A 12,611-nucleotide genomic window follows, 5' to 3' on the forward strand; every position below is an offset into this window, starting at 1 on the left:
TATAAAAACAATAACCATCTGAATTTCATGGTTATTGCCACTTTAAGCTTTATCACCGTTTTTTCCGTAAATTCAGCAGTATTAATATTACATTTTTGTTTTTTTTTGGTTTCTGCCATCACTTTATGGTGACAATCACAACAATATACTTCCCCTGGGATTAATTTAACCACGGTGAGGTAAAAAATGAAATTTGAACGCCATCATAGAATATTGAAGGAACTCAGTATTTCGGGAGTTGTAAAAGTTTCAAATCTGGCGAAAAGTCTCAAGGTAACAAAGGAAACTATTCGTTCAGATCTCAATGAACTTGCCGGACAGGGATATCTCACTCGCTGTCATGGTGGTGCATTTATTACCCTTGATTCTCTTGATAACGTTGCAAAAAATGAAATCGCTTATGTGCTGGAAAAATATGAATCAGCGCAGAAAATAAAAAAAGGTCTCTCTGCCATGAAAAATAATGTATGTGTTATTGGCTCGTTCAATGTTGATATTATCAGTTACCTACCGAGATTACCCTCGACGGGAGAATCATTACTTGCCGATAAATTTATTTTTTCACCCGGCGGTAAGGGATGTAATCAGGCATTAGCGGCAAGCTATGCCGATTCTGATGTGCATTTTATTACCAAAGTAGGGTCAGACCATTTTAGTGATTACGCCATTAATTTTATAAACTCATCAAAAATTCATAAAAGTGTTATCTACCAGAGCAAAGAAACACAAACAGGTACAGCAACCATCATGGTCAATGGAGATACCGGAGATAACGTCATCGCTATCTACCCTGGCGCCAACATGACAATTTCCCCTGATGAAATCACCATTCAGAAAGAAGCCATTGTTCATTCAGATATTGTTCTTGTGCAACTGGAGACGAATTACGAAGCACTGCAGCAAACAATTCGTCTCGCACAAAAAAATGACATACCGGTCATTATCAATCCAGCGCCATACAATGAAATGGTTAATACCATCATTGATAACATCGATTATATCACGCCCAATGAAACAGAAGCAGGCCTGCTGGCAAATATGGCGGTTAATGATATCGAATCAGCCAAATGTGCAGCGAAGATTATTCATCAGAAAGGCGTCAAAAATACCATTATTACGTTAGGTAGCAAAGGTTCTCTCGCTTATGACGGAACACAATTCATCTATTCCCCGGCATTTCCGGCAGTTGTAAAAAATACCGCTGGCGCTGGCGACGCTTTCAATGGTGCCCTCGCGTCTGGCCTTGCCAAAGGAAAATCACTGGCATCCGCATTATGCTACGCCAGCGCATTTGCCTCACTTGCGGTTGAAACGCCTAATGCCTCTGATATGCCGGAAAACGAATCCGTTCTTCATCGCATTCAGGGTTCACATTACAAACAAACTATCTCTACTCACTAAATCAAGGGGCAGACTATGAACAATACGCAGAAAAAACTAAATGTGCTCTTTATTGGAGAATCCTGGCATATTCACATGATTCATTCAAAAGGTTATGACAGCTTCACCTCCAGTAAATATGAAGAAGGCGCAACATGGTTACTGGAATGCTTGAGAAAAGGCGGCGTTGAAATTGATTACATGCCTGCCCACACGGTACAAATTGCATTTCCAGAGAGCATTGATGAGTTAAACCGTTACGATGTTATTGTTATTAGCGACATTGGCAGCAATACCTTCCTGTTGCAAAACGAGACGTTTTATCAGTTGAAAATAAAGCCAAACGCTCTGGAATCAATTAAAGAGTACGTCAAAAATGGCGGTGGACTACTCATGATTGGCGGCTATCTGTCATTTATGGGTATTGAGGCAAAAGCCAATTATAAGAATACCGTTCTTGCTGAGGTTCTGCCAGTTATTATGCTTGATGGCGATGACCGGGTAGAAAAGCCTGAGGGTATCTATGCTGAGGCGGCCTCACCTGAACATCCTGTTGTTAACGGATTCTCAGATTACCCGGTATTTCTTGGATATAACCAGGTCGTCGCCAGGGACGATGCCGATGTCGTATTAACAATAAATAATGACCCATTGTTAGTGTTCGGTGAATACCAACAGGGTAAAACCGCCTGCTTTATGAGTGACTGCTCCCCACACTGGGGAACCCAGCAGTTTATGTCATGGCCATTTTATACCGACCTGTGGGTCAACACGCTTCAATTCATCGCCAGAAAATAAAAAACAATGGAGTAACGAAAGTTACTCCTTTTATAAAATATAAGGATTGATGTATGAACAAGAATAAGTACTCAACCCCCTTACTGATGCTTGCCACCATCTTAGCCGGTATGCTTTCCCCGATGCAGTCTGCCGTTAATGGGCAGTTAGGACACTGGTTACAAGACGGTAATGCTTGCGCAGTAATCTCGTTTGCCAGCGGTCTGGTCGTCATGTTTTTTATTATTGTTGCGCGCAAAGAAACACGCCAGCAATTCGCCTCGATCCCTACGCTGATTAAAAAGAGAAAAATCCCGCTATGGAATTGGTTTGCAGGATTATGCGGAGCGATGGTTGTATTTTCTGAAGGCGCATCCGCCAGCGCGCTGGGTGTAGCCACCTTTCAAACGGCATTAATTTCCGCCCTGCTCCTTTCCGGCCTGCTGTGCGACCGTTTTGGCGTCGGTGTGGATGAGAAGAAATATTTTACGCCATGGCGTATTACTGGCGCATTGTTTGCCGTTATCGCCACCGTTTTTGTCGTGTCTCCACAGTGGCACTCAACCTCGTTTATCCTGCTCGCTATCCTCCCCTTTTTGGCAGGGCTACTCGCTGGCTGGCAGCCTGCGGGGAATGCTAAAGTCGCCGAGGCAACGGGCTCCATGCTGGTGTCCATTACATGGAACTTCATCGTCGGCTTTTGTGTCCTGGGCGCAGCGCTGGCGATACGTATCGCATTAGGACATGTCACCGTCCAGTTACCCGATACATGGTGGATGTATCTCGGTGGCCCGCTGGGTCTGCTGTCCATCGGGCTGATGGCGATTCTGGTGAGAGGCTTAGGGCTATTGATGCTGGGCGTAGCGTCAACAGCAGGCCAACTGCTTGGCTCAGTGCTAATTGATGAATTGATCCCTTCATTAGGCAATACGGTCTATCTGGTCACCATCATCGGTACGCTGTTCGCGTTAGTCGGTGCGATTGTTACCACCATCCCTGAATACAGAGCATCCAAAATGGCGCAAAAAATGGAGGTGTCAGGATGAAAGGTTTCCTGCAAACCGTAACTGGCCCGGTGGCGCATACTGATATGGGTCTGACGCTACCGCATGAGCATCTGTTTAACGATCTGTCATCGGTCGTTGACGAGCCACATTATGCTTTTTCACAGCAACTGGTGGGAAAGAAAGTCAGTGCTGACCTGCAGTGGGGGCTGAAACACGACCCATACTGCTGCGCTGATAACATGGACAGAAAAGAGATTGATGATGTTATCTTTGAAATCAATAACTTTATGTCCTTAGGCGGCAGGACGATTGTCGACGCCACGGGATCAGAATCCATTGGGCGGGACGCCTCAGCGCTACGAGAAGTTGCCTTAAAAACGGGTTTGAATATCGTTGCGTCCTCAGGACCTTATCTGGAGAAATTTGAAAGCTCCCGGATCCATAAACCTGTCGAGTTGTTAGCCTCACTCATTGATAAAGAACTGAATCAGGGTATTGGTGAGACGGATATTCGCGCGGGCATGATCGGTGAAATCGGCGTATCTCCTGCTTTTACCCACGCGGAGCGTAACAGCCTGCGGGCAGCGTCTCTGGCACAATGTAACAACCCCCACACGGCGATGAATATCCATATGCCGGGGTGGCTGCGACTGGGGGATGAGGTGCTGGATATTGTGCTGGAAGAAATGAACGTCTCTCCGGCAAAAGTCTCGCTGGCGCATTCGGACCCTTCAGGAAAAGATGTCGCCTATCAACGTAAAATGCTCGACCGCGGCGTATGGCTTGAATTTGACATGATTGGTCTGGACATTACCTTCCCAAAAGAAGGTGTCGCGCCGGGCGTTCAGGAGACAGCTGATGCGGTAGCACATCTGATTGAGTTAGGTTACGCCGACCAAATCGTTTTAAGCCATGACGTTTTTCTCAAACAGATGTGGGCGAAAAATGGCGGAAATGGCTGGGGGTTTGTACCGAATGTCTTCCTCGCCTATCTGGCTGCCCGTGGAGTAGACAAAGATACTCTTCGCAAGCTCTGTATTGATAATCCAGCCCGATTACTCACGGCATAATCTGCAAATAGCCCGGTGCCTGACACCGGGCCTGGTATTAAAAATCAGTATCCCGCCGTTAAATCATCCACGGAACGCGGGTCAGAGGCGCCATACAGAGCACCATCCGGTCCAACCATAATACTTTGCGTGCTGCCCATTGCCTCTTTCAGCGCCACTTTCTGTCCTTTTTGCTCCAGCAACTTGAGCGTGTCCGGACTAAAGCCCTTCTCGACGCGAAGTTCATCCGGTAACCACTGATGATGGAAGCGCGGCGCGTTGGTCGCTTCGGCGACGTTCATTCCGAAATCAATGCTGTTTACTACCATTTGCAGCACGGTAGTGATGATTCGGCTCCCGCCAGGGCTGCCGGTCACCAGCCAGGTTTTCCCGTCTTTTACCACGATAGTCGGCGACATAGACGACAGTGGACGCTTCTTCGGACCGACCGCGTTAGCATCACCGCCCACCAGTCCATATACGTTCGGCACCCCCGGCTTGGCAGAGAAATCGTCCATTTCATTATTGAGCAGAATACCGGTATTACCCGCCACAATCCCGGTGCCGAAGGTGGTATTCAGGGTATAGGTCACCGCCACGGCATTGCCGTCTTTATCCACCACCGAGAAGTGGGTGGTCTGGTTGCTTTCATACGGGGCGAGCTTGCCCGGTTTAATCTGGCTGGAAGGTTTGGCCTTGTTGATATCAATTTGATCGGCCAGCGTTTTCGCATAGGCTTTGTTGGTCAGCGCCTGCCACGGCACCTTCACAAAGTCCGGGTCCCCCAGATACTCTGAGCGGTCGGCATAGGCGTATTTTTCCGCTTCCGCCATGATTTGCATGGCATCAGCGCTGCCAAAGCCGTACTTCTTCATGTCGAAGTTTTCAAGAATATTGAGAATTTGCACGATGTGAATACCGCCCGAGGATGGCGGCGGCATGGAGAAGACCTGATACCCGCGATAGTCACCGCTGATTGGCGTACGCTCAACGGCTTTATAGCTGGCTAGATCCTCTTTAGTCATCAGACCGCCGTTCTTCTGCATTTCTCCGGCAATCTGGTCGGCAATCGCCCCTTTATAAAACGCATCCGGGCCGTTTTCGGCAATCATTTCCAGGCTTTTCGCCAGATTCTTCTGGACCAGCTTATCGCCCTTCTTCAGCGGCTCGCCGTCTTTCCAGAAAATGGCTTTGCTGTTCTCATGATTAGGGATCACTTCGCTGCCGTACGTTTTTAAGTCGTCGGCCAGCGCATCGTTAACCACAAAACCCTCTTCCGCCAGCTTCATCGCCGGACGCACCACTTTATTCAGCGGCATCGTGCCGTATTTCTCCAGCGCCAACGAGAAACCCGCCACGGTACCCGGCGTACCGGATGCCAGATGCGACGTCAGCGACTTTTTCGCATCGGCGTTACCCTGATCGTCGAGAAACATATCGCGGGTCGCGGCAGCTGGCGCCATTTCACGAAAATCAATCGCCGTCGTGTTACCGTCTTTGGTGCGCAGCAGCATAAAACCACCGCCGCCCAGGTTCCCCGCCTGCGGATGCGTCACCGCCAGCGCGTAACCAACGGCGACGGCGGCATCAACGGCATTGCCCCCCTGTTTGAGAATATCCACCCCGACCTGGGTGGCTAATGCATCCACCGAGGCCACCATTCCCTGCTGCGCGCGCACGGGATGGAACACATCTTCCTCGACACCGTAGGATACCGGTGGTGGCGCTGCCGGCGCGGCAGCAACGCTAAAACAACTTCCTGAGAGCAGAGCAGCAATGGCTACCCGGCGTAAAAACGTCGGTTTTATCATCGTTATTCTCCAGATGTATGGGGGTCGGCCCCCACTAAGCCTGGTGCATAACTCTGAAATAATCATCGTAACGGCGAGAAAGGAGTAAACTTAAACGATCCCCGAGAGGAGAAAAGCGATGAAACGACTCTTACTTTTAGCCATGCTATTGCCGTTTGCAGGCTTTGCACAGCCCATCAACACCATGAATAACCCGAATCAACCGGGTTATCAGATCCCGAGCCAGCAGCGTATGCAGACCCAAATGCAAACGCAGCAAATTCAGCAAAAAGGGATGCTCAACCAGCAGTTGCAAACGCAAACCCGCATGCAGCAACAGCATATGGAAAACCAAATCAACACGAACTCCCAGCGAGTCCTTCAGTCTCAGCCTGGCGAGTTGAATTCGGGTCAACAGCAAATGCTGCCCAACAGCAACGGTGGCATGTTGAACGGAACCCGTAATCCGGATAGCTCGCTGAATAAGCAACATATGCTGTCGGAGAAAAAGAACGGCGACATGCTGAAGCCCTCCAGCACGCCGCAGCCTAACGTTCCGTTAAAAACGATTGGGCCTTAATAGGGTTGGAAATCCGGTCCTATCGTATCAATGGCATCGGTACAGATGCAGTCCACTCCCCAGCGCAGCAGTTCCGCCGCGCGCTGGGGTCGGTTGACGGTATAAACCAAAATACGTAGCCCTGCGTCGCGCAGCGCATCCACGCGCGCTTCATCCAGCAGCTTATGATTAAGATGAATCGAGACGCAGCCGAGCCGCGTGGTCAGCTCACGCCAGTCGTCACGCCATTCATCAAGCAGTAAACCGCGCGGCAGTTCTGGGGCCGCCTGCTGCGCCGCTTCAAGCGCGTCAATTTCAAAAGACGACAACAGCGGCGGCGTCATTCCCGTCCACAGTTCACGTGCAGCCAGCGCCACAACTTTGCCGGTTAATGTTCCGGTGCCGGTTGTGGGTTTAATTTCAATATTCGCCATCATACCGTGCTGACGGCAACGCTCGGCCACTTGCGAGAGCAGCGGCAACGGTTCACCTTTAAACTCACCGCTAAACCAGCCGCCTGCGTCCACACGTAATAGATCCTGCCAGTTCAACTCGCCCGCCACGCCCCAGCCGTTACTGGTCCGTTCCAGATTGTCGTCATGCAGCAGAAAGATCTCACCGTCTTTCGACAGCTTAGCGTCAAATTCAATCATGGTGTGCCCGTATCGCGCCCCCACGTCGATCGCCGCCAGGGTGTTTTCCGGTGCCAGCTTACCGCCGCCGCGATGGGCGACAATGTGGGGATAAGGCCAGTTACTCATACGCGTTGTCCTGTTTCGCCATCAAAGAGATGCAAATGATTTTCCGGCAGATGCAGCCATAGCGTGCTGCCTGCCGTCGGGCGATGCTGATGCGCCAGTCGCACCACCAGCTTTTGTTCGCCCCAGCGTCCATGCGCCAGGTTATCCGCGCCCAGCATTTCCAGCGTATCGACAACCAACGGCACACCGCCATCGGCCTGCGAGCTTAACGCAATATGCTCCGGGCGGATACCCAGCGTCATGTTACGCCCAATATACTCCCGGACGTTCCTGGCGATGGGCAAGGCCATGCCGTCATCCAGTTCAAAATGCGTACCCGAAGCGCTAATGCGCCCATCCAGCAGGTTCATCGCCGGGCTGCCGATAAAGCTCGCCACAAAGCGGCTGGCCGGTTTCTCGTACACTTCAACCGGCGTACCGATCTGCTCGGCAATGCCTTTGTTCATCACCATCACCCGCTGGGCAAGGGTCATCGCTTCAACCTGATCGTGCGTCACATACAGCGAGGTGGTTTTCAGTCGGCGATGCAGATGTTGTAACTCCAGACGCATCTGTACGCGCAGCTTGGCATCGAGGTTAGAAAGCGGCTCATCGAACAGAAATACCGCCGGGTCGCGAACAATTGCCCGCCCCATCGCCACGCGCTGACGCTGACCGCCTGAAAGTTCGCGCGGGTGACGTTTGAGCAGTTCACCCAGTTCGAGAATACGTGCCGCCTCTTTCACCCGCTCGGCAATATGCTCCTTACCCATTCCGCGGATCTTCAACCCCCAGGCCATGTTTTCTTCCACGCTCATATGCGGATAGAGGGCATAGTTCTGGAAGACCATCGCAATGCCGCGATCTTTCGGCTCCATCTCGGTAACGCGCTTATTATCGATCCAGATATCGCCGCCGCTGACCCGCTCCAGCCCAGCCACCATCCGCAGCAGCGTAGACTTGCCGCAGCCGGATGGCCCGACCATGACGATAAATTCCCCGTCCGCGACATCCAGCGTTAGCGGTTTAATCACCTGGGTTTTGCCGTCCCAGCTTTTGGTTACTGCCTGTAGTTTGAGTCCTGCCATTTTATTTCTCACTGTCCACTAAACCACGCACGAAGGCACGCTGCATGGCTAACACGATGATTACCGGAGGGATGAGCGTCAGCAGCATGGCTGCCATCACCTGATTCCATTGGGTGGTACCTTCGCCGGTGGCGATCATGCCTTTGATGCCCGCCACCGCAGTGCCCAGGTTAACATCGGTAATAATTAACAACGGCCACAAATACTGGTTCCAGCCGTAGATAAAGGTGATCACGAACAGCGCCGCCAGATTGGTTTTTGACAGCGGTAGCACGATATCGCGGAAAAAACGCATCGGTGACGCGCCGTCAATACGCGCCGCTTCAACCAGCTCATCCGGCAGGGTCATAAAGAACTGACGGAACAGGAAGGTCGCGGTAGCCGACGCCATCAGCGGCAGCGTCAGGCCCGCGTAGCTGTCGAGCATTTTCAGGTTGGCGATCACTTCTACCGTCGGGAAAATACGCACCTCAACCGGCAGCATCAGGGTGATAAAAATCATCCAGAAGAACAGATTGCGCAGCGGAAAGCGAAACCAGACGATGGCGAACGCGGAGAGCATAGAGACGGTGATTTTCCCCACCGTAATACTGAATGCCATGATGAAACTGTTGAGCATCATCAGCCAGAACGGCGCGCTGTTGACGCCCACGCCGTTGACCCAGATGTATTTCATGTTTTCCAGCAACTGCGTGCCGGGAACCAGCGTCATCGGCGTTTCAAATACCGCTTTGTTGTCCAGCGTCGCCGCGACAAACGCGACGTACAACGGGAACAGGATCACCATGATCCCCACAATCAGCATGGTATGGCTGAATATTGTCAGCCCACGACGGTTCTCAATCATTGGTAACGCACCTTACTTTCCACATAGCGGAACTGCACCACCGTCAAAATAATGACCAGGAACATCAGCACCACTGACTGCGCGGCTGACGCAGAGAGATCCAGGCCGACAAAGCCTTCACGATAGATCTTATAAATCAACGTCGTGGTCGCCTGTACCGGCCCACCTGCCGTGGCGGCGTCGATCACCGGGAAGGTATCAAAGAAGGCATACACCAGATTCACCACCAGCAGGAAGAAACTGACCGGTGCAATCAGCGGTAACGCCAGCTTAAAGAAGCGGCGAATCGGCCCCGCACCATCAATCGCAGCGGCTTCGATCAGCGACCGGGGAATAGATTGCAGTGCGGCAAAGAAGAACAGGAAGTTGTAACTAATCTGCTTCCAGACCGACGCGAACACCACCAGGAACATTGCCTGACCGCTGTTTTGCGCATGGTTCCAGTCATAGCCAAACTCACCGAGAAAATGGGTAATCAGCCCGCGACCGGGATTAAACAGGAAGATCCACAATACGGCGGCAACGGCGGGTGCAACGGCGTAGGGCAGTAGCATCAACGTCTGGTAAAAACGACTACCGCGCACGACGTAATTCACCAGCGCAGCAAAAAACAGCGACACCAGCAGGCCGCTTACCGTAACCAGCGTACTGAACTTTATCGTCGTCCAGAACGAATCAAGGTAGTACGGGTCATGGAATAGCGCGACAAAGTTTTCCAGTCCGACAAACTGGCTGGAAAGACCAAAAGGATCAACGCTTTGTAGCGAGTACCATAGCGCTTCACCAGCGGGCCAGATAAAGAAAATAACGGTGATAACTAACTGCGGGGCCACCAGTAAATAGGGAAGCCAGCGCGAGCGGAACACCGGACGGGATGAGGACATGAAGGTTCTTTTCCTGGAAGGTGCCGGATGGCGGTGCAAGCACCTTATCCGGCCTACAAACGCTGTAGGCCTGATAAGCGCAGCGCCATCAGGCACTTATACACTTAAGATTTGGTCGATTGCTCAAAGCGGCGCAGTAACTGATTGCCACGCTCTACCGCGGCGTCCAACGCCTGCTGTGGGGTTTTCTTTCCGGTCCACACGCTTTCCAGCTCTTCATCCACGATGGTACGGATCTGCGGCATGTTGCCCAGACGCAGTCCTTTGGTGAACGGTAACGGCGGTTTGTTCAGCATCTGACGGGTGGCGATATCGGCCCCTGGGTTCTTATCATAGAAGCCCTGTTCGCGAGTCAGATCGTACGCGGCGGTGGTGATCGGCAGATAGCCGGTCTTCTGATGCCATTCGGCAGCAATCTCTGGTTTCGCGAGGAAGTTAAGGAACTGCGCCACGCCTTCGTAGGTGGCTTTGTCTTTACCTTGCATCACCCACAGACTGGCTCCACCGATAATCGCGTTCTGCGGTGCGCCCTTCACATCGGCATCGTACGGCATCATGCCGACGCCATAGTTGAATTTGGCGTAGTGGCGAATATCGGCTAGAGAACCTGAAGAAGCGGTGGTAATGGCGCAATCCCCGTTGTAAAACTTCTCGGTGGATTCATCTTTACGTCCGAAGTAGCTGAAGTCGCCCTTTTTATTCAGCTCTTCCAGTAGTGCAATGTGTTTCACCTGCTCCGGTTTATTGAACTCCAGCACCGCATCTGTACCGTCAAAACCGTTGTTTTTGGTGGCGACCGGCAGACCGTTCCAGGCGCTGAAGTTTTCAATCTGAATCCAGCCCTGCCAACCGCTGGCGTAGCCACACTTCATACCTGCGGCTTTCAGCTTCGCGGTGTATTCCGCCAGATCCTGCCAGGTTTTTGGCGGCTGCTCAGGGTCTAAACCGGCTTTTTTGAAGGCGTCTTTGTTGTAGTACAGCACCGGCGTGGAGCTGTTAAACGGCTGGGAGAGCAGATGTCCGCTTTTCGAGTCAGTGTAATAACCGGAAACCGTCGGCACGAACTGAGATTCATCGAAGTTGATGCCAGCCTCTTTGAATACTTCATAGACCGGTTTAATGGCTTTTGAGGCCATCATCGTTGCCGTACCCACTTCATAAACCTGTAACAGCGCAGGGGCGTTTCCGGTACGGAAGGCGGCAATACCTGCGCTCAGGCTTTGCTCATAGTTGCCTTTGTACTGTGGGACAATTTTGTAGTCGGGATTGGCGGCATTAAAACGTTGCGCCAGTGAGTCAACTTCTTTACCCAGTTCGCCTTCCATTGAGTGCCAGAACGGGATGGTGGTGACTGCCAGCGCCTGACCTGCAAATGCCAGGCTAAGTGCCAGTCCTAAAGCTGTATGTCGTAACGATATCATCGGTTATCTCTCTTGTTGTGCCGGATGCGCGATATCACGCGTTTTATGCTCGCGGGGGTAACATGACATGCTCGAATGACAGAAAAATAACTTTTTTATTACAAAAAAAAGATAGTAAGGCGACAAACAGATGGCAAGGCGGTGAAAGCGTAGTGACAGGAAAATGCGGGGTGGAGCACAACAAAGCCGGGGAGGTGCCTTACCCGGCCCATAAAAAGATTTGCCGTACAGATGAGATCACTCAGGATGTGCGAACGTAAACTCCAGCGCCAGTCCCAGGATCTGCATACCGTGGATATTATCTTCTGGCGATATCGCCACCAGACTTTCCAGAAACTTGAGTCGTCGGGACTGGGCGTTAATGATGAGCTTTCCCCGTAACGCCGGAAGCTTCAGCGAAGAGATGGGGTAAACCACGCGCCCGCAAACATCGACCGGCAACTTGCGTAAGTCAACCTGTTGCAGCACACCAACAGAAGAGTACAGCAATGCGACAGGCGTAACGGCAAGCAACGGCGCGCTACTGACGCTCACGAAATCCAGAAGCAGCTCGGGGCGCAGATAGTGCAGTCCATTAAAAGAGACCGTGACACCTTCTATTGCGGGCATGGGCAGCACGTCAGTTTGACGCGGTAAATCATTCATTCAATTACCATTGACTCAGGATATACATCAAGCCGTTGATTATGCAGCAAATAACCTATGCTTGCTGGGACCAGGCTCGCAATACCTGCAGATTTAGCTAGCGTCATTGGCTGACACGCTGCCCATACACTCCGGTAACGTTAATCCCGACGCCAGCGTCGTTCATATTCATTCTGTAAACGCTGCTGTTCCCGCCGCTCACGTTCACGCTGGATATCTGATTTCTCATCTTCCCAGCCAGGGCATACCGAGCTGGTGAATACTTCGCAGGGCGAGCTGGACTGTGCCAACGGGTTGGCCGGTTTCTCTTGCCAGATAGACGGATCGCGCGGGTCAAATGTTTGCGGTTCCAATGCCTGAGCACCAGATGCAAGCGCCAATAACAGAGTTCCAATCATCATGCAGGTACCTGAACGTATCATCC

The 12,611-nt window shown here is 51.6% G+C and carries 13 protein-coding genes; 5 read left to right on the top strand and 8 right to left on the bottom strand.

What is annotated here, in order from left to right; translation table 11 throughout:
* The first annotated feature begins 186 nt into the window (after window positions 1-186).
* The 4 genes from ACVXHP_RS16455 to ACVXHP_RS16470 are packed head-to-tail and all read left to right on the top strand — an operon-like array spanning window position 187 to window position 4,234.
* Window positions 187-1,401, top strand: coding sequence for a PfkB family carbohydrate kinase (locus tag ACVXHP_RS16455; RefSeq protein ID WP_200008736.1), 1,215 nt, complete (start codon window positions 187-189; stop codon window positions 1,399-1,401).
* A 15-nt stretch (window positions 1,402-1,416) separates the two neighbouring features.
* Entirely contained in the window at window positions 1,417-2,178 is a 762-nt protein-coding gene (locus ACVXHP_RS16460) for a glutamine amidotransferase (RefSeq protein WP_069323784.1), read from the top strand.
* Window positions 2,179-2,231: 53 nt separating this feature from the next.
* Entirely contained in the window at window positions 2,232-3,203 is a 972-nt protein-coding gene (locus ACVXHP_RS16465) for a DMT family transporter (protein ID WP_001038958.1), read from the top strand.
* Window positions 3,200-4,234: a phosphotriesterase family protein gene (locus tag ACVXHP_RS16470; RefSeq protein WP_447571822.1), complete on the top strand. Its 1,035-nt coding sequence runs from the start codon at window positions 3,200-3,202 to the stop codon at window positions 4,232-4,234. Before ACVXHP_RS16465 ends, ACVXHP_RS16470 begins: the two co-directional genes overlap by 4 nt.
* A gap of 44 nt (window positions 4,235-4,278) precedes the next feature.
* Here ACVXHP_RS16470 and ggt read toward each other — a convergent pair whose 3' ends face one another.
* The gene (gene ggt, locus ACVXHP_RS16475; RefSeq protein ID WP_201287298.1) at window positions 4,279-6,024 is read right to left on the bottom strand and encodes a gamma-glutamyltransferase; all 1,746 of its coding nucleotides are present in this window, start codon (window positions 6,022-6,024) and stop codon (window positions 4,279-4,281) included.
* A 118-nt stretch (window positions 6,025-6,142) separates the two neighbouring features.
* On the opposite strand from ggt, the gene ACVXHP_RS16480 reads away from it, so the two are divergent.
* Window positions 6,143-6,583: a DUF2756 family protein gene (locus ACVXHP_RS16480; RefSeq protein ID WP_103769558.1), complete on the top strand. Its 441-nt coding sequence runs from the start codon at window positions 6,143-6,145 to the stop codon at window positions 6,581-6,583.
* On the opposite strand, the gene ugpQ is transcribed toward ACVXHP_RS16480, so the two are convergent.
* The 7 genes from ugpQ to ACVXHP_RS16515 all read right to left on the bottom strand — a co-directional run bounded on the left by ugpQ (window position 6,580) and on the right by ACVXHP_RS16515 (window position 12,609).
* Window positions 6,580-7,323, bottom strand: coding sequence for a glycerophosphodiester phosphodiesterase (ugpQ, locus tag ACVXHP_RS16485; protein WP_316128521.1), 744 nt, complete (start codon window positions 7,321-7,323; stop codon window positions 6,580-6,582). The genes ACVXHP_RS16480 and ugpQ overlap by 4 nt on opposite strands.
* Window positions 7,320-8,390, bottom strand: coding sequence for a sn-glycerol-3-phosphate import ATP-binding protein UgpC (locus ACVXHP_RS16490; RefSeq protein WP_447571823.1), 1,071 nt, complete (start codon window positions 8,388-8,390; stop codon window positions 7,320-7,322). The genes ugpQ and ACVXHP_RS16490 overlap by 4 nt, the downstream gene beginning before the upstream one ends.
* Before the next feature lies 1 nt (window position 8,391).
* Window positions 8,392-9,237, bottom strand: coding sequence for a sn-glycerol-3-phosphate ABC transporter permease UgpE (gene ugpE / locus ACVXHP_RS16495; protein ID WP_447571824.1), 846 nt, complete (start codon window positions 9,235-9,237; stop codon window positions 8,392-8,394).
* Window positions 9,234-10,121 (bottom strand): sn-glycerol-3-phosphate ABC transporter permease UgpA, encoded by an 888-nt coding sequence (ugpA, locus tag ACVXHP_RS16500; protein WP_038634974.1) that lies wholly within the window; start codon window positions 10,119-10,121, stop codon window positions 9,234-9,236. The genes ugpE and ugpA overlap by 4 nt, the downstream gene beginning before the upstream one ends.
* A gap of 104 nt (window positions 10,122-10,225) precedes the next feature.
* Window positions 10,226-11,542 (bottom strand): sn-glycerol-3-phosphate ABC transporter substrate-binding protein UgpB, encoded by a 1,317-nt coding sequence (ugpB, locus tag ACVXHP_RS16505; protein WP_016154831.1) that lies wholly within the window; start codon window positions 11,540-11,542, stop codon window positions 10,226-10,228.
* A gap of 237 nt (window positions 11,543-11,779) precedes the next feature.
* Complete coding sequence (locus ACVXHP_RS16510; protein WP_200008743.1) at window positions 11,780-12,187, bottom strand: dTDP-glucose pyrophosphorylase; 408 nt, start codon at window positions 12,185-12,187, stop codon at window positions 11,780-11,782.
* A gap of 140 nt (window positions 12,188-12,327) precedes the next feature.
* Window positions 12,328-12,609 (bottom strand): hypothetical protein, encoded by a 282-nt coding sequence (locus ACVXHP_RS16515; protein WP_200008744.1) that lies wholly within the window; start codon window positions 12,607-12,609, stop codon window positions 12,328-12,330.
* Between the last annotated feature and the right edge of the window lie 2 nt (window positions 12,610-12,611).

This window comes from Citrobacter freundii complex sp. 2025EL-00176, from assembly GCF_053309355.1.